The 17,582-nt window shown below is 69.6% G+C and carries 15 protein-coding genes; 1 reads left to right on the forward strand and 14 read right to left on the reverse strand.

The genetic code is table 11. From position 1 onward, the window contains the following. The first annotated feature begins 39 nt into the window (after positions 1 to 39). Positions 40 to 1,818: a monovalent cation:proton antiporter-2 (CPA2) family protein gene (locus tag AC5P7A_RS15935; RefSeq protein ID WP_014648831.1), complete on the forward strand. Its 1,779-nt coding sequence runs from the start codon at positions 40 to 42 to the stop codon at positions 1,816 to 1,818. A 190-nt stretch (positions 1,819 to 2,008) separates the two neighbouring features. On the opposite strand, the gene AC5P7A_RS15940 is transcribed toward AC5P7A_RS15935, so the two are convergent. From AC5P7A_RS15940 to AC5P7A_RS16005, 14 genes are all read right to left on the reverse strand, one after another. Then, the gene (locus AC5P7A_RS15940; protein ID WP_164167078.1) at positions 2,009 to 5,347 is read right to left on the reverse strand and encodes an ankyrin repeat domain-containing protein; all 3,339 of its coding nucleotides are present in this window, start codon (positions 5,345 to 5,347) and stop codon (positions 2,009 to 2,011) included. Further along, complete coding sequence (locus tag AC5P7A_RS15945; RefSeq protein ID WP_032960603.1) at positions 5,340 to 5,600, reverse strand: YcgL domain-containing protein; 261 nt, start codon at positions 5,598 to 5,600, stop codon at positions 5,340 to 5,342. Before AC5P7A_RS15945 ends, AC5P7A_RS15940 begins: the two co-directional genes overlap by 8 nt. 160 nt (positions 5,601 to 5,760) lie before the next feature. Beyond that, the gene (locus AC5P7A_RS15950) at positions 5,761 to 6,201 is read right to left on the reverse strand and encodes a hypothetical protein (protein ID WP_032960605.1); all 441 of its coding nucleotides are present in this window, start codon (positions 6,199 to 6,201) and stop codon (positions 5,761 to 5,763) included. A 61-nt stretch (positions 6,202 to 6,262) separates the two neighbouring features. Then, entirely contained in the window at positions 6,263 to 7,501 is a 1,239-nt protein-coding gene (locus tag AC5P7A_RS15955) for a beta-ketoacyl-ACP synthase (protein WP_014648835.1), read from the reverse strand. After that, positions 7,501 to 8,232 carry a 3-ketoacyl-ACP reductase FabG2 gene (locus AC5P7A_RS15960; RefSeq protein WP_032960607.1) on the reverse strand — a complete coding sequence of 244 codons (732 nt, stop codon included), beginning with the start codon at positions 8,230 to 8,232 and terminating at the stop codon, positions 7,501 to 7,503. Before AC5P7A_RS15960 ends, AC5P7A_RS15955 begins: the two co-directional genes overlap by 1 nt. Further along, positions 8,229 to 8,684, reverse strand: a complete 456-nt coding sequence (locus AC5P7A_RS15965) for a hotdog family protein (protein ID WP_032960608.1) — start codon at positions 8,682 to 8,684, stop codon at positions 8,229 to 8,231. Before AC5P7A_RS15965 ends, AC5P7A_RS15960 begins: the two co-directional genes overlap by 4 nt. Beyond that, positions 8,681 to 9,865 carry a beta-ketoacyl-[acyl-carrier-protein] synthase family protein gene (locus AC5P7A_RS15970; protein ID WP_014648838.1) on the reverse strand — a complete coding sequence of 395 codons (1,185 nt, stop codon included), beginning with the start codon at positions 9,863 to 9,865 and terminating at the stop codon, positions 8,681 to 8,683. The genes AC5P7A_RS15965 and AC5P7A_RS15970 overlap by 4 nt, the downstream gene beginning before the upstream one ends. Continuing rightward, positions 9,862 to 10,419, reverse strand: a complete 558-nt coding sequence (locus tag AC5P7A_RS15975; protein WP_495220328.1) for a DUF3261 domain-containing protein — start codon at positions 10,417 to 10,419, stop codon at positions 9,862 to 9,864. The genes AC5P7A_RS15970 and AC5P7A_RS15975 overlap by 4 nt, the downstream gene beginning before the upstream one ends. Next, entirely contained in the window at positions 10,407 to 11,657 is a 1,251-nt protein-coding gene (locus AC5P7A_RS15980) for an NAD(P)/FAD-dependent oxidoreductase (RefSeq protein ID WP_014648840.1), read from the reverse strand. The genes AC5P7A_RS15975 and AC5P7A_RS15980 overlap by 13 nt, the downstream gene beginning before the upstream one ends. Positions 11,658 to 11,709: 52 nt before the next feature. Then, positions 11,710 to 14,064 carry an MMPL family transporter gene (locus AC5P7A_RS15985; RefSeq protein WP_495220329.1) on the reverse strand — a complete coding sequence of 785 codons (2,355 nt, stop codon included), beginning with the start codon at positions 14,062 to 14,064 and terminating at the stop codon, positions 11,710 to 11,712. After that, entirely contained in the window at positions 14,057 to 14,686 is a 630-nt protein-coding gene (locus tag AC5P7A_RS15990; protein WP_041863962.1) for a LolA family protein, read from the reverse strand. Before AC5P7A_RS15990 ends, AC5P7A_RS15985 begins: the two co-directional genes overlap by 8 nt. Beyond that, a complete protein-coding gene (locus AC5P7A_RS15995) occupies positions 14,683 to 15,114 on the reverse strand; it encodes an acyl-CoA thioesterase (protein WP_032960618.1) in 432 nt (143 codons plus the stop codon). The genes AC5P7A_RS15990 and AC5P7A_RS15995 overlap by 4 nt, the downstream gene beginning before the upstream one ends. Next, a complete protein-coding gene (locus AC5P7A_RS16000) occupies positions 15,101 to 16,651 on the reverse strand; it encodes an HAL/PAL/TAL family ammonia-lyase (protein ID WP_032960620.1) in 1,551 nt (516 codons plus the stop codon). Before AC5P7A_RS16000 ends, AC5P7A_RS15995 begins: the two co-directional genes overlap by 14 nt. Further along, positions 16,641 to 17,582: a lysophospholipid acyltransferase family protein gene (locus AC5P7A_RS16005; RefSeq protein ID WP_014648845.1), complete on the reverse strand. Its 942-nt coding sequence runs from the start codon at positions 17,580 to 17,582 to the stop codon at positions 16,641 to 16,643. Before AC5P7A_RS16005 ends, AC5P7A_RS16000 begins: the two co-directional genes overlap by 11 nt.

Consider the following 17,582-nt stretch of genomic DNA (forward strand, 5'->3'; position numbering starts at 1 on the left):
CGGACGCACAGCGGGCTCCCCCGATGACCAGGTATTCCCATGCATAGCGGTGGTCTGGAACTGGCCCTGGTGCTGCTGCTGGCGGCGGTCATCGCCGTGCCGGTGTTCAAGAAGTTCGGCTTCGGCGCGGTACTGGGCTACCTGGCGGCCGGCGTGGTGCTGGGCCCGGACGGGCTGGGCTTCGTGCAGGACGCCGACCGCATCCTCGGTGCCGCCGAGATCGGTGTGGTGATGCTGCTGTTCGTGATCGGCCTGGAGCTGTCACCGGCACGCCTGAAGGTGATGCGGCGCTCGGTGTTCGGCGCCGGCGCGGCGCAGGTGGCGTTGTCCGGGCTGGTGCTGGGCGGCCTGCTGCTGCTCGATCACTTCCAGTGGAAGAGCGCGCTGGTGGTCGGCGTGGCGCTGGCGCTGTCGTCCACCGCGGTCGGCCTGCAGCTGCTGTCCGAGCACAAGGCGATCAACAGCGACCATGGCCGGCTCGGGTTCGCCATCCTGCTGTTCCAGGACCTGATCGCGATCCCGCTGCTGGCGGCCATCCCCCTGCTGGGCGGAGTGAAGAACGAGACCCTGCGCTGGGAAGATGCGGCCGTGGCGCTGGGTGCGCTGGCGGTGGTGATCCTGTGCGGACGACCGGTGCTGCGCAAGGTGTTCAGCATCATTGCGCGCACCCGCAGCCCGGAAGTATTCACTGCCACCGCCCTGCTGGTGGTGCTGGGCACCGCCTGGTTCATGCAGGAAGCCGGCCTCAGCCCCAGCCTCGGCGCGTTCCTGGCCGGCGTGCTGCTGTCCGATTCGGAGTTCCGGCATGAGCTGGAAGCGCAGATCGAACCGTTCAAGGGGCTGCTGCTGGGCCTGTTCTTCATCGCAGTGGGCATGGGCATCGACCTGGACCGCATCGCCGCCGAGCCGTGGCTGATCGCCGCGGGTGTCGGCATCCTGCTGGTGGTCAAGTTCAGCCTGCTCTACGCGGTTGGACGTGTCGCCCGGCTCAGCTCGCGGCAATCGCTGCTGCTGGGCAGCGTGCTGTGGCTGGGCGGCGAGTTTGCCTTCGTGGTATTCAACGAGGCACAGCGCGCGCACCTGCTGGGCAACGCCAACCACGACCGGCTGGTGGCGATCGTCGGCCTGTCGATGGCGATCACGCCGCTGCTGATGATCGCGCTGCTCAAGCTGCTCGGCCAGGAAAAAGCCGCACCACGCGCGGCGGCCGAGGCCGACAAGGTGGCGCCGGACAACCGGCCCAAGGTGCTGATCGCCGGCATGGGGCGCTTCGGCCAGGTGATCGCGCGCCTGCTGACCGCGCAGAAGGTGCCGTTCGTGGCGCTGGAGGCGAACCCGGACACCGTTGCCGACCTGCGCCGCTTCGGCAACCAGCTGTACTACGGCGATCCGACCCGGCCGGAGATGCTGCGTGCGGCGGGGGGCGAGCACATCGATGTGTTCGTGATCACCGTGGATGACCCGGAGACCAACCTGCGCGCGGTACGCATGGTGCGCCGGCTGTACCCGGACGCGACGGTGCTGGCGCGTGCACGCAACCGCCAGCATGCGTGGCGCCTGATGGACATGTCGGCCGAGCCGTTCCGCGAAGTGTTCGGCACCAGCCTTGAGATGAGCGGGCGCGTGCTGACCGCGCTGGGCGTGGCGCCGGACGTGGCCGAACGCCATGTGCAGCGCTTCCGCGAGCACGATGAGCAGCTGCTGCGCGACCAGTATCTGGTGTACGACGACGAGGCAGCGGTGATCCAGACCTCGCGCGACGCACGCAACGACCTGATGCATCTGTTCGAGGCCGACGCGGAAAGCGACGGCAAGTAGGCGTGCCGACCAACGGTCGGCACCCACCGGTGGCAGGATCGGCACCCACCGGGGGCAGGGTTGGCACCGACCCGATCGATGGCGGACCCGGTAGTGCCGGGCGCTGGCCGGCAGCCTCGGTATCCCGGAGGTCTCAGCAGGTTGCCGGCCAGCGGCCAGCACTACCCACTGCGGATTCCGATCCCGGTGCTCAACCGTTGTCGCGCAGGAACCGCGCCATCGACGAAACGCCCGGCACGCGCGGTTCGAACTCGCCAGCGACGTCGATGAAGCCGCGCATCACCGCGATCTCGCGCGGGCTGCGGTTGAGGCTGTCGCGCACTTCCGGATCGGCACCGGCGCGCAACAGGCGCTGCACCAGCAGCGGCAGTCCATGCAGGGCGGCCAGATGCAGCGGGCCGAAGCCGCGCGGATCGCGCACGTCCAGGCTGACGTCCTCATCCAGCAGGCGCTCTACCGCCGCCATCACCACCTGCTCGTCGCAGGCGGTTCCCGGCTCGGCGCGTGCGCCCAGCAGCAGCAGCAGCGGCGTGACCGAACCGGCGGCGGCCTGGTCCGGCTCGGCGCCCGCCAACAGCAGGGTGTCGAGCAGGGCCAGCAGGCGCGAGCGGTCGCGGGCACTGAAACCGTACAGCGCGGCACAGTGCAGCGGGCCCAGCTGCTGCGCGTCACCGGCATGCACGTCGGCACCGGCAGTGAGCAGGCGCGCGACGATGTCCGGCAGGCCCAGCGCCGAGGCCAGCATCAGCACGGTCACCCCGCCCGGCAGGCGATGTTCCAGCTTGGCGCCGGCATCGAGCAGGGCCGAAACGATGTCAACCTGGCGCATGCTGACCGCCGCCGACAGCGGCGTCGCACCGCTTGCAGCGGCGTGCTGCGGATCGGCACCGCGCGCCAGCAGCAGGTCGGTCACGGCCAGGTGGCCACCACCGGCCGCACGCAGCAGCGCGGTGCAGCCCTGTGCGTCGACCGCGTCGACGGCAAATCCCAGATCGATCAGGCGGCGCACGGCGTCCACATCACCGGCCATCGCAGCGGCCGGCAGATCGGCCTCGCGCAGGGTACGGCGCGGCAGCGGCCACACCCGCCAGTCCAGCCAGTCGGCCAGGTCACGGCGACCGATCGACAGCGCCACGCCCAGTGGCGTCTGACCGTCGGCGGCACGTGCTTCCGGCGAGGCACCGTGCTGCACCAGCAGCTTCAGCGCGCCTTCGCGGGCCAGGGCGGTGGCCAGATGCAGTGCGGTCATGCCATGGCTGTCGCGCGCTTCGCGATCGACACCGGCCTTGAGCAGGGCCTGCTGCAGGCGCAGCCAGCCCAGGCGTACCGCCAGCGACAGCGGTGGGTCACCGGCCGGCGAAGCGGCGAACGGATCGGCGCCACGCTCCAGCAGTTCCAGCGCCAGTTGTTCCAGGCCGCGGGCGGCCTGGTCGTGCTGTGCGCAGGCGGCCAGGAAGCGTGCCAGCCCACCGCGCCCGGCCGGCGACAGGCCGCGCTGCAGCATGACCTGCAGCGCCGGCACCGCGTCGATGCCGCGCGACAGCAGCGCGAACATCGGCGTATCGGCGCAGGCGTCGCGCACATAGGGATCGGCACCGTGGGCCAGCAGCCAATCGACCGCGCGCGGCTCCAGGGCCAGCTCCGGATCGAGCAGCAGGCCGCCCAGTTCTTCCGGCTGGCACAGCCTGGCCAGCGCGGCCATGCCATCGGTGTTGCCGAAGCCCAGCGCTTCGCGCAGCAGGGTCAGCGGCGGACGGTCCGGCAACAGGCCGCTGGCGCTGGCCGCTTCACCGCGCTCGGCCAGGCCATCACTGACGGCTGCCGGCAGCGGATAGGACGGGTCCAGCAGGGCCACGATCGCCCAGCGGCCCGCTTCGGCCGCATAGTCCACCGCGCGGCGGCCAACCGGGTCGGTGGCGTCGGCGGCGATGCCCAGTTCCACCAGGCGCTTGATCAGCAGCGGCGAGACATCCTCGGCCATCACTGCCAGCTGCACCGCATTGCGGCCTTCGCCGTCCACCGCGACCAGGTCCGGCTTGTGCGGCAGCAGGTGCTCGACCACGGCGGCACGGCCGGCACGGGCGGCTTCCAGCCACGGCGTGCGGCCCAGTGCATCGCGCGCTTCCAGGTTGGCGCCGGCGCCCAGCAGCACGCCGATGATCTCCACGTGGCCGGCCAGCGCTGCCTCGTGCAGCGCGCTGCGGCGCTGGCGATCACGCGCGTCAGCGCGTGCCTTGTGCTTGAGCAGCAGCTGCACGCCGGCCGGATCGTCGTCCTCGGTGGCGGCGGCGGCCAGCAGTACCGGGGTGCCGTCGGCCGGTTCGCTGCGTGCACCGCGCTCGAGCAGGAAGCGGGCCAGGCGCCAGTTGCCGACCTGGCAGGCCACCGCCAGCGGCGACCAGCCCTCGCGGTTCAGCGCATCGACTTCGGCGGCGGCATCGCGCAGCAGCGCGGCAACGCCCGGGTCGGAACTGCGTGCGGCATGGTGCAGCGGGGTGTTGCCATCGCTGTCGGTGGCACGTGAATCGGCGCCGTTGGCGAGCAGGGTCATCACCGCTTCGGGGCGGCCATGCCAGCTGTCGCGGGTGGCGGCCAGCAGCGGGGTCATGCCCCGGTGCGGCGCGTTCACATCTACGCCGCGGGCAATCAGCTCGCGCAGCAGGCGCAGGTCCGGCAGCACCGCCGCCAGCACCGCCAGGCTGCGCTGGTCACGCCAGTTCGGGTCCGGCAGCGCATACGGATCAGCACCGGCCTGCAGCAGCTGCAGGCCGCGGTCGACGCGGCCCTGGCGCGCGGCCTCATACAGGGCCGGTGTCAGTTCCTGCGGCGCCATCGCCTCCAGCGGCGCGGTTTCGGCCGCAGCGGGGAACATCGGTTCCTGTTCGCTGCTGGCAGCGGCGAACGGGCTGGGGCGCAGCGACACCAGCGGCGCGGGCGCGACCCGCTGCAGCAGCAGGTGCAGCGCCGGCGACAGCAGCACGACCGCCAGTGCGGCGGGCCAGCGTGCGCCGTCCGGCAACAGGCCCGGCCAGGCCGGCAGCACCACCAGTGCGGCCAAGGCGATCACCAGCGCCGCCACGCCAAGACCACGCCAGGCGGTCAGGTCGCGGCCGGCCAGCGCCTGCCAGTGCTGGGCCAGGCTGCCATCCAGGCGTTCGACATCGTTCCATAGCGGCCAGGTGCGCCAGGCCGCCAGCAGGCCGGCACTGACCAGCACGCTCAGGCCCAGTACCGCCGCCAGGCTGCCGCTGTCACGCAGGGCCGCCAGCGGCCAGGCCAGCAGCAGTGCCAGCAGCAATGGCGCGGCAGCCCACAGCGCCAGCAGTGCGGGCACGTCCTGCCGTGCGACCACCTTCAGCGGCAGCAGCGCACGGCTGCGACGCCACCACGACACGCCCAGCGCGAACGCCGGCTGCGCCAGTGCGGCAAGGATGGCACCCGGCACACCGCCCACCGCAGCGCCCAACGCCAGCATGGCACCCACGGCGAAGGCGATCGACAGGGCACGCGGACGGGAGGTGTCAGTCATAGTGTCGCGGCATCAGGCTGGCCACCGACGGCGGTACCTGCAGGTAGAACCCGCGTTCGCTCATTTCGCTGCGGACCTTTTCAGGATCGGCCTGGGCCAGGCGGCGCTGGACATCCAGGGCCACCTCCAGGACGAAGGCGAGCGTCCCCAGCGAGGTGAGCAGCGGCGCGGGCAGCGCGCTGAAATCATCGCGTCGGGGAACGTAGACGTAGGTGTCCGGCTTGAGTTGGCTTTTATAGACGTAGGCGTGCATGTCCGCGGGACGATAACCCGGGAAGAGCCATGATTGTGTCGGAAAGCCGACACCGGGGAAAGCCGTCAGCCGACGATGGCGGCGCGATCGGCGGCGTTTCCCCTGCGAGGTTCAGCAATGTGGCGGCGACGTTCAGCCAACGCCGCCGCCACGCGGGCGCTTACTTGACCTTGGCGTAGGTACCCTTCAGCGCGACACCGGCGAGGATGGTGCCGGCGTAGCACTCGTAATTGGTGCTGCTCTTGAACTCGTTCTTCTTGTAGTAGCTGACGATGTCGACCACAGCGTTGGCGCCGCGCGACCTGGCGCCGTCCTGCAGCGCGCGCAGCGCCGACAGCGCGACCCAGCGGCAGGCCTCGGCATCGCTCTTGTTGGCGGCGTTGGTCTTCTTGTTGGTCACGTCTTCACCCAGGCGCTGCTGCACGCTGACCGGCTGGCCGGCCAGGTAGAAGCGCACGCTGCCGTCGATGCCGGCGTCCTTGGCAGCCTGCGAGCTGACCAGCTCCTGCAGGGACTGCTCGACGCGGGTATCGCGGGCAGAGGCGGTGGAGGTCAGGGCCAGCAGCGCGGTGGCAGTGGCGATCATGAGAGTGCGGCGCATCGAAACTTCTCCTTGTCAGGGGTGCGGGTGGATGGCGGAAACAGTGCGGTGGGGCGGTGGATCACTCGCTCCAGCGGCGGAACACCAGTGAGGTGTTGATGCCGCCGAAGGCGAAGTTGTTGCTCATCACGTACTCGGCCTGCAGTTCGCGGCCCTGCCCGGTGATGAAGTCGAGCTGGCCACAGCGCGGGTCGACCTCGGCCAGGTTCAGGGTCGGCGCGAACCAGCCGGCGCGCATCATCTGGATGCTCAGCCAGGCCTCGAACGCGCCACAGGCACCCAGCATGTGGCCGACATAGCTCTTCAGCGAGCTGATCGGCACGCGGTTGCCGAACACCTGCGCGGTCGCCTGGGTTTCGGCGATGTCACCGTGGTCGGTGGCGGTGCCGTGGGCGTTGACGTAGTCGATCTGCGCCGCGTCCAGGCCGGCATCCTCCAGCGCCAGGCGCATGGCCTGGGCCATGGTGTCGGCGCTGGGCTGGGTGACGTGCTGGCCATCGCTGTTGGTGCCGTAGCCGACCACCTCGGCAAGGATGGTGGCGCCGCGCGCCTGCGCGTGCTCCAGGTCTTCCAGGATCAGCGTGCAGGCGCCCTCGCCCAGCACCAGGCCATCACGGCCGGCATCGAACGGGCGCGGGGTGGTCTGCGGCGCATCGTTGCGCACGCTGGTGGCGAACAGGGTGTCGAACACCGCCGCTGCGGTGGCATCGAGCTGCTCGGCACCGCCGGCCACCATCACCGTCTGCTTGCCACTGCGGATCGCTTCATAGGCCGCACCCACGCCCTGGCTGCCGGAGGTGCAGGCACTGGAGGTGGTGTACACGCGCCCGGACAGGCCGAAGAACACGCCGATGTTGACCGGCGCGGTGTGGCTCATCATCTTCAGGTAGGTGGTGGCACTGATGCCATCGGTGGTGAACTCGTTGAGCATGCGCCCGAATTCACCCGTGGCCTCGTGGCTGCCCGAGGACGAGCCGTAGGCCACGCCGGTACGGCCGCTGCGCAGCACCGGATGCTCGTGCAGGCCGGCTTCACGCAGTGCCACCTCAGTGGCGCGCACCGACATGATCGCGACCTTGCCCATCGAGCGGGTGGTCTTGCGGTTGTAGTTCGGCGGCAGCTCGAAATCCTGTGCCGGCGCGGCCAGCTTGGTGTTCAGCCCGGCATAGACATCCCACTCGGGCATCGCACGCACCGCATTGCGGCAGCTGCGCAGGTGTGCCTCGATGGTCGGCCAGTCGTGGCCGAGCGGACTGATGGCGGCGGCACCGGTGACCACCACGCGACGATCGGCGGCCATCAGATCATGCCTCCGTTCACCGAGATCACCTGGCGGGTGATGTAGCCGGCCGGCTCGGACAGCAGGAACGCCACCGTGGCCGCCACTTCGTCGGGACGACCGACGCGGCCGGCGGGAATCAGCTTGAGCGCGTGTTCAACCACTTCATCGTTGAGCATTTCGGTCTCGATCAGGCCCGGGGCCACGCAGTTGACGGTGATCTGGCGGCTGGCCAGTTCCAGCGCCAGGGCCTTGGTGGCACCGATGATGCCGGCCTTGGCGGCGCTGTAATTGACCTGCCCGCGGTTGCCGGCCAGTCCGGACACCGACGACAGGGTGATGATGCGGCCAGGCTTGCGCCGGCGCACCATCGGCATGATCAGCGGATGCAGTACGTTGTAGAAACCGTCCAGGTTGGTGTGGATGACCTGGTCCCAATCCTCCGCTGACAGTGCCGGGAAGGCACCATCACGGGCGATGCCGGCGTTGCAGACCACGCCGTAGTACGCGCCGTGCGCTTCGACATCGGCCTCCAGCACAGCGCGTGCGGCCTCGCGATCAGCCACGTCGAACATCAGTACGCGGGCCTGCTGGCCCAACGCGTGGATCTCGGCCATCACGGCCTGTGCCTCATCCAGGCGGCTGCGGCAATGCACCACCACGTCGAAGCCGTCACGCGCGATGCGCAGCGCGATGGCCCGGCCGATGCCCCGGCTGGCGCCGGTCACCAGCACGCTTCGATTCCCTGTCATGCCTGTCCACTCTCCAGATAGGCCATCGCATCGGCCGGTTCGAACACCGACACGTTGGCTGTCGCCCATTCGTCCTCGCCTGCCAGGATGCGGCAGGCGAACATCCCCAATCCATTGTCACCCAACAGCTCGCAGCGCGCCTGTACGCGCAGCCGCGATCCGCTGGGAAAGCTGCTGCGCGGGCTGCTGTAGCGGCGGCTGCCAAGCAGGAAGCCCAACTGCGGCGGCTTGCCCGCCGCACGCGCACGGCAACCGGCCCAGGCCGCGATGGCCTGCGCCATGTATTCGATGCCGACCCACGCCGGCACCTGGCCCTCCTCGACGAACAGGCCCGCGTCGGGCACCACCAGTTCGGCCTCGATGGTGTCCTGGTCCCAGTGCGTGATGCGCTCCAGCAGGCACATGTCCTGGCGGTGCGGCACCACCTCTTCGATCGCGTACAGCGTGTTCATCGACGCTCCAGCGCCAGCACGGCATTGCTGCCGCCGAAGGCGAACGAATTGCTCAGCACCCGCCGCGGTGCCTGTGCCAGGCGGGTGGCCGGTGCGACCAGCGGCAGTGCCGGCAGCGCGGGGTCTGCCACGCCGTCCCACCAGTGCGGTGGCAGCTGCTGCTGCGGGTTCCCGGCCAGCACGATCCAGCACAGTGCAGCTTCGATCGCGCCTGAAGCACCCAGCGTATGGCCGGTCAGCGGCTTGGTCGAACTGGCCGGCACCTGGTTGCCCAGCACCTGCGACACCGCCAGGCTTTCCATCGCATCGTTGTGGCCGGTGGCGGTGCCATGCAGGTTCACGTAGTCCACTTCATCGGCCGCCCAGCCGGCGCGCTGCAGCGCCTGCTGCAGGGCATCGATGGCACCCAGGCCCTGCGGATCGGGGGCGGACATATGGTGCGCGTCGGCCGATTCGCCCCAGCCGGCCAGGCATACCGGGCCGGGTTCGCGGGTGAGCAGGAACAGCGCGGCACCCTCGCCGATGTTGATGCCGGCACGGTGCTGCGAGAATGGATTGCAGCGCAGGGCCGACACCGATTCCAGCGCGCTGAAGCCGGCCACGGTGAAGCGGCACAGCGAGTCCGCGCCACCTGCGATCACGGCGTCGACGATACCGGCCCGCAGCATGCGTGCAGCCGACATCAGTGCCTTGGCACTGGACGAGCAGGCGGTGGACAGGGTCCACGCCGGCCCCTGAGCGCCGCTGCGCTGGCGCACGAACTGCGCGGCAGTACCCATTTCCTGCTGGGCGTAATCGAACCCGGGCGGCCATTGGCCCTGTTCGGCATGGGTGCGCAGGGCCTGCTCGGATTCACCGATGCCCGAGGTACTGGTGCCCAGCACGACCGCCACGCGTTCGGCGCCGTGGCGGGCGATCGCGGCGGCCACCGCCGGTGCGATCTGCGCCAGTGCCACGTCCAGCAGGGCGTTGTTGCGCCCGCGCAGGGCGGCCGGCAGTTCTTCAAGCGTCGGCAGCGGTGTACGCACCTGCCCCAGCGCCAGGGTGTGCCCCGGCAGCAGGGTATCGTTGTCGCTGAGCCCGCCCGGCACGCCGGCGAACATCGCCGAAGCCACCGCGTCGCGGCCATCGCCGAGCGCGCAGACCACGCCCAGATCGTTCAGATAGATCGGTGCACTCATCGATCCGGCCCGCCCATGTCGATCGATTCGATGCGCAGCACATAGCCTTCGGCCCGGTTGTCCAGCTGCACGCTGCCATCGTCCAGGCGCTGCAGCTGCAGCCACACCGTGCCGTCGCGCGACAGGCTGCGCTGATGGCCATCGTCACGGACCTGCCAGCCGGCTGGCAGCGCGGCCGCGATGGCTGCGGTCGGCCACAGCGCGAACTGCAGGTCATCCAGCACGCGCTCGGCGCGCACCTGCGGCGGCAGCCACGGCGCGCGCTGCTGGGTCAGCTGCTGGCCGTCCCACTGCAGGCGCACGCCGGTCTGGCCCATCGCCTGCACCGCCAGCTGCACCTGCTGCGCATCGGCTTCCAGCAGTGCATCCAGGTCGCGCTCATGCGTGCCGAACCGGAAATGCAACTGCTGCTGCAACGCCAGCGGCGCCGGCAGGCTGGCCGGCGACAGGCGCAGCGGCGGCAGTTCCACCAACGGCTTCGGCATGCGGCCGGCGCAGGCCACCAGCAGCAGGCTCAGCAGCAGTGCTGTCGCAGGGGCGATCAGGCGCCGCACAGCTGCTCCAGCACGCGCATGCGGCGGCCACTGTCATCGGCCACGTACGGGTTGTTGGTGTCCCAGGCGTAACCGGCCAGGATGGAGCTGATCATGTCGCGCACTTCGGGCTGCTGCTGCGGGTGGTAGATGATCTTCTGGAAACCGCCTTCGTACCAGCTTTCGACAAAGCGGCGGAAGGTCTTCACGCCCGCCCGCAGCGGGACCGAGAACTCCGCTTCCCAGTCCACGGCTTCGCCGGCATAGCGGCGCGCCAGGCATGCACTGGCCAGCTGCGCGGACTTGAAGGCGATGGTCACGCCGGACGAGAACACCGGGTCGAGGAACTCGCCGGCATTGCCCAGCAGGGCATAGCCCGGCCCCCACAACGAACTGACATTGGCCGAGTAGCCGGTGATGCGGCGCACCGGCAGCACCGCCCATTCGGCATTGGCCAGCAGCCGGGTCAGGTTCGGGTCCTCGCCGACGATGGCCTGCAGTTTCTGCAGGTCGTCGCCCTCGTAGCGCTCGAAGAACGACGGTTCGGCGACCACGCCCAGCGAGCAGCAGCCGTTGGAGAACGGGATTGTCCAGTACCAGACGTCGACGTGCTCGGGATGGGTGGTGATCAGGATCTTGTTGCGGTCGAAGTCCGCTTCGGCCGGAATGTTGTCGCGCACGTGGCAGAAGATCGCCCCGCGCACCGGGAAGTTGGACGGGGATTCCAGCTGCAGCAGGCGCGGCAGCAGGCGTGCGAAGCCCGAGGCGTCGAGGATGAAATCGGCCTCGATGCGGTACTCGCTGCCGTCCGGGCGGCGCACCGTCACCGCCGGCTGCTCGCCGGCTTCGACCGACAGCACTTCATCACCGAAACGCAGCGTGGCCCCCATGCGCTCGGCACCGCGCGCCAGCACGTTGTCGAAGTCGGCGCGCTGCACCTGGTAGGTGGTGCCCCAGCCCGGCGAGAACTTCTTCCTGAAGTCGAATGCGGTACGCGCTTCGCCGTGCACGAAGGCCGCGCCGTTCTTGTGCTGGAAGCCGGCTTCGACCACGTCCTGCAGCAGGCCGGCGGCCTCGATGTACTCCATGCTCTGCGGCAGCAGGCTTTCGCCGATGGAGAAGCGCGGGAACTGCTGGCGCTCCAGCATCAGCACCTGGCGGCCCTGCTGGCGCAGCATCGCCGCAGCCACGGAGCCGGCCGGGCCGGCACCGATGATCAGGATTTCAGTACGTTCGACAGCATCCACAGCAGTATTCATCGGTGCGTCCTTGTTGCTCGATCAAGTGGAAAGAAGGAAGTCGGAAGCAGGCTCAGGCCCGCGGCAGATCATGCGGCGGCGGCCGGAACAGCGGCGAGATCAGCCAGACCAGGCCGATGCCGAACAGCAGGGTCAGGCCGAACGCGCGCAGCGCCGGGGTCTGCGACAGTCCCAGCAGGCCGAACGACAGCCAGGTGCTGGCCGCGCCCACGCACACCGCCAGCCAGGCACTGGCATCGCCGCGGTGCTCGATCAGGAAGATGCCGTAGTCGATGCCCATGCCCAGCAGCAGCATCAGTGCCAGCACGTTGAACAGCTGCAGTGGCTGGCCGAACAGGCCCAGCAGGCCCAGGGTCAACGCACCGGCAATCAGGGTCGGCGCGAACACGCGCCAGGCCTGGCGGCGGTAGCGCAGCCACAGCGCGCCGAACACCAGCAAGATGCCGACCAGCAGCAGCCCCCCCATCAGCTTGCGGTAGTGGCCCAGCAGCTGCGAGAAGTCGGCGGTGCGGTCCACCCAGCGCACGCCAGGCAGGCCTTCGGCCGCCCCGCGCAGGGTCGCCAGCGCATCGGCGCGCGACAGGTCATCGACCATCACCACGCTGATCATCTGCCCACCGACCTCACCCACCCACAGGTGGCGGAACGGCTGCGAGGCCGGCGAGGCCAGGAACGCCTCCGCGGTCAGCGGCGTGGTGGCGAAGTCGGGGCGCGGCAAGGGTTCTCCGACCGCATCGGACACGGCCTGCAGCACGCCCGGTTCCACCTTGGCGGTCAGCGCCGCATCGGCCTGCTGGCGTGCCGGCGACGGCAGCCAGTCACTGATCGCGCGGTAACCGCCGATGCGCTTGTCGTTGGCCAGTACACGCAAGCGTTCGGTCAGTGCTTCTTCGCGCTGCAGCAGCTGTGCAGCGTCACTGCCCTGCACCAGATAGAACTGCGCCGGGCTGGGCATGCCCAGCAGCTGGCTCAGGCGGATCTGCTGGGCCATCAGTGCCGGCGGTGAGGACTGCAGGCTGCGCAGGTCGTCATTGCTGTGCAGGCGGGCGATGCCGATGGCAGACAGCGCCAGCGTGATCACCACGAACACCGTCACCGGCCGGCGGCCATGCAACCGCGGGAAGCGCTCCAGCGTGTTGCCCAGCCACTGCGAGAAACGGGTCTGGCGGATCTCGCCGCCATCCAGCCACGGGAACCAGAAGATCACCGTGAGGAACGCGGCGGCCAGGCCGACCACCGAGAACAGCGCCATCTGGCGCAGGCCCGGGAACGGGGCCAGGCCCAGGGCCAGGTAGGCCAGCGCGCTGGTCAGCAAGGCCAGCCACAGGCCCGGCAACAGGTGCCCCAGCAGCTTCCAGCGGCGATCGGCCGGCTCGGCCTGGCGCGAGGCAAACCAGTGGATGCCGTAATCCTCGGCCACGCCCACCAGCGACGCACCGAACACCAGGGTGAGCACGTGCACCTTGCCGAACACCAGCACGGTCACCGCCAGCGCCACGCCACAACCGATCAGCAACGACGCGGCGACCAGCAGGATCGGCCGCAGCGAACGGAACGCCAGCCACACCAGCAGCAGCACCGCGGCCAGCGAGCCCCAGCCGATCGTGTTGATCTCCTGGTTGGCCTGCACCGCGGCCGCCTCGGCGTGCAGCGGCACGCCGGCATGCAGGATTTCCAGCTCCGGCGCTGCCGCCCTGGCAGCCCGCCCGGCACGTTCCAGCAGGCCGTCGAGATGACGCTCACCGTCGAGCTGGAACGCCGAACCCGGTGTATCGAACTGCAGCACGGCCCAGTGCCTGCCCTCGGCTTCGAGCAGGCCATCATCGCCCAGCCGCAACCCCGACCCCTGCGCCTGCTGCTGCCACCATTGCGGCCACAACGACAACGGGTCTTGCCGCCAGTCGGTCAGGCGCGGAGCGCCCATCGGGCCGTACAGCGCGGCCAACGCCTGCTCGGCCAACGCGCCCGGTTCGCTGCCCTGCAGCTGCTCGCGCTGGGCCGGCGTCAGCAGGCGGTCGCGGTACGGCGCGTAGAACGCGCGCGCCTCATCGAACCAGCCTTCGATCGAACCACTGGGCACCAGCAGGGCTCGGTCAGTGTCCTTGGCCATGGCCGCGGCAAAGGCCGCCTGCGCACGCTTGGCGGCGGCGCCGTCCCTGCTGCCCAGCAGTACCACCACCTGCCGCGAGCTGCCGTCGGCGATGCGCCGGGTGACGTCGCTCAACAGGCGGTCATGCGCATCCTGCGGCAGCAGCGCGAGGATGTCGGTGTCGATCCGCGATTGCTGGCTCCACAGGTGCCACTGCTGCGCGCCCAGTACCAGCAGCAGCAACAGCCAGGCGATGCCCAGCCAGTGCCACCAGCGCCGCAGCCGCTCCGGTGCGTTCGATGCGACGGCCTCACTCAAAGCGGCGTGCCTCGTCGGCGGTGAGGGTGGCCGGCGCCTCGCTCAATGCACTGAACTGGATCTGCGTGCGGTCCTTGTTGGCCTCGACGATCTCGACCTGGCGCACGTAGCGGTCACCCTGCAGGGTCAGCGACTGGAACGCCTTGGCCAGCATCGCCGACTTCGGCGTCAGCCGCAGCCGCCAGCCCTGCCCTTCACGGCTGGCCGCCACGTTGAACTGGCTGGACAGCGCCTGCACGTCGCCACTCATCAGCGCGAACATGATCGCGTTCACCGAACGCATCGCCGGCTGCTGCCGTGCATCGAGTTCGACACGGGTGCTGCCATCGCGCTGGCGGCTCAGGATGCGGTCGGCGGTGACCACCACTTCGGAAGGGAACGGCTTGAGCGTGGCCCAGATCACGCCGTGCTGGCGCGCGACCACGAACTGGCCCTGCGAGCGCAGCGGGTTCCTGAAGCCGCTGACCTGCTTTTCCTGGCTGAACTGGCCACGCAGCACATCCGGCCGCGCCACCGCCTGGGTGATCGCATCGATGGCGGGGTCGGCCGCCTGCACCTGCGGTGCGGCAACGAAGATCAGCGCGCACAGCAGCACGCTCGAAAGACGGACAAGGGGGTTCACGGCGCAGGTACTCCCAGGCGTTCCCACAGTACCGGCGGGCACTGGTACAGCATTTCCTTGCTGGCCGCGTCCACCGCGACCTGGATGGTCATCGCGCGGGTCAGCACCTGGCCGCTCTGCGCATCGAGGATTTCATACTCGATCTTCAGCCGGTTCTCCCATTCCACGATGCGCGCGACCACGCGCAGCGCCTGGTTGAACAGCAGCGGCCGCACGTACTTCACCCGCGCATCGACCACCGGCCACAGGTAGCCCGATTCGAGCATTTGCGGGTAGTCGTAGTCGTAGCGCCCGAGCAGCGCGCAGCGCGCGATCTCGAAGTACTTGAAATAGTTGCCATGCCAGACCACGTTCATCGGATCGCAGTCATGGAAGGCAGGGGTCAACGCAATTTCGCCAACCCGTTCGATGGCCTCATTCACCGGCATACAGCTCCCAACGTTGCGCGCGGATCTCCACCAGCAGTTCCCGCAGTTCGCGATCCAGCGCGCGGTCTTCTTCAACCAGGGCGATGCGCTGCCCCAGGTCGGCGTACATGTCGGCCAGACTGCCATGCAGCTGCGCGTTCAGGCCAACCCGTTCGCGCAGCGCCAGGCCCTGGCGGGCGGCGATCAGCATCGCGGCCACCACCTGTTCAGTCAGCTCGATCACGCGCAGGCAGTCGCGCGCGGCGATGGTGCCCATGCTGACCTTGTCCTGGTTGTGGCACTCGGTGGAACGCGAGAACACGCTGGCCGGCATGGTCTGCTTCAGCGCTTCGGCAGTCCAGGCCGACACGCTGATCTGCAGCGCCTTCAGGCCATGGTTGATGGCCGCGCGCGGGCCGGTGGCCGCCGACAGGTTGGCCGGCAGGCCATGGTTGTAGCGGGCATCCACCACCAGCGCCAGCTGCCGGTCGAGCAGGTCGGCAACGTTGGCCACGGTGTTTTTCAGGGTGTCCATCGCCAGTGCGATGTGGCCGCCGTAGAAGTGGCCGCCATGCAGGATGCGCTCGCCGTCGGCGTCGATCAGCGGGTTGTCGTTGGCACTGTTCAGTTCGGTTTCGATCAGCTGGCGCAGGAACGGCAGGCTGTCTTCCAGCACGCCGATGACGTGCGGCGCGCAGCGCAGCGAATAGCGGTCCTGCAGGCGCTGTTCGTTGCGCGGCGGGCGTTCGCTGTGCAGGTCGCTGCGCAGGCGCGCAGCGATGCGGCCCTGGCCCGGGTGCGGCTTGGCGGCGAACAGGGTTTCGTCGAAGTGGTGCGCGTTGCCGTCGCTGGCCAGCACGTTGAACGCGGTCAGGCGCGTGGCCATGCGCGCCAGGTAATCGGCGCGCTGCCAGGCCAGGCAGGCCAGGCCGGTCATCACCGCGGTGCCGTTCATGATCGCCAGGCCTTCCTTCGGCCGCAGCTTCAGCGGGGTCATGCCGATCTTCGCCAGCACTTCGGCCGCCGGCTGCACGCGGCCGTCATGCAGCACCTCGCGCTCGCCGCACAGCACCGCCGCCACGTATGACAGCGGGGTCAGGTCGCCGCTGGCACCGACCGAGCCTTCGGCCGGGATCATCGGCAGCACGTCGTGCTGCAGCAGCGTGGCCAGGCCTTCCAGCAGCGGCACGCTGACGCCGGACATGCCGCGCACCAGCGACGCCAGGCGCGCGGCCAGCACCGCGCGGGTCTCGACCGGGTCCAGGTAACGGCCCAGGCCGCAGCCGTGGTAGGTGTACAGGTGGTGCGGCAGTTCCGCCACCAGCGCCGGCGGGATGTTCACCGTGCACGAGTCGCCGTAGCCGGTGGTCACGCCGTAGATCACGCCGTCCTCGCGCAGCAGGCGGTCGAGGAAGTCGGCACCGCGCTGGATGTGCGCGCGGAACGCCGGCGCGTCGCTCAGTGCGGCCTCGCACTGGCGCTGGGCCAGGGCAACCACGTCTTCGATGGTCAACGGTGCGTCGCCAAAGCGGCACACGGGTACGGCGTCAGTCGTCATGCGGAGCCTGATCCCAGAAGGGGAAGAAATTGAACCAGTCCAACGGGGACTGGATGACCTGGAGTTCCAGCCAGCGCGCGAAGCGCTGTGCCTGTTCGGCCAGCGCGGCGTCACGCGAGCCACGCGGCAGCACGATGCGTTCGGCGAACTGTTCGAATGCCACCCGATAGCCGTCGCCCTCGTGCAGGCAGGCCATGGTGTAGACCGGGCAGCCCAGCGCCGCGGCGAGCACATAGGCGCCGATCGGGAACGGCGCGCGGTGGCCCAGGAAATCGGCAGTGACGCTGCGGCCACCCTGTACCGGCGTGCGGTCGCCGACGATGGCAACGAAGCCCCCCGCCGCCACGCGCTCGGCCAGCATCACCGCGGTGGCCGGCCCCATTTCGGTCACCTGCACCAGTTCCACCGCCGCCAGCGGGTCCAGCCGCTGCAGCAGGCGGTTGAAGCGCTGCGCATGCGCGGTGTGCACCAGCACGGTGATGCGGAACCCCGGCACCTGTTCGGCCAGCACCTGGCACAGCTCCAGGCAGCCGATGTGCGCGGTGAGGATCAGCCCGCCCTCGCGGCGCGCGATCTTCTGCAGTACCAGGTCACGATGCAGGTGGATGCGTTCGGCCGGGTAGCGCCCGCCCAGGCCGAGGATCTTGTCCAGCATCGTATCGGCGAAGGCGAAGAAGTGGCGCAGGCTGTCACGCCGTGTCGGCGCGCGGCCGAGCACGCCGCTGTGCGCCTGCAGCCGCTGCAGGTACTGCATCGAAGCCTGGCGCCCTATACGGTTGCCCAGCCAATGGCAGGCCACCACCGGCCACACGCACAGGCGGAACGGCCAGCGCCCGAACCAGCGGTGCACCCAGCACAGGAACAGCACGCCGGCCACCGACGTCGATTCGCCGATGTCGGCCCAGTGCGGGGCACCCTGCGCGGCCGCCAT

The sequence above is a fragment of the Stenotrophomonas sp. YJH_SMC_65 genome, assembly GCF_059369475.1.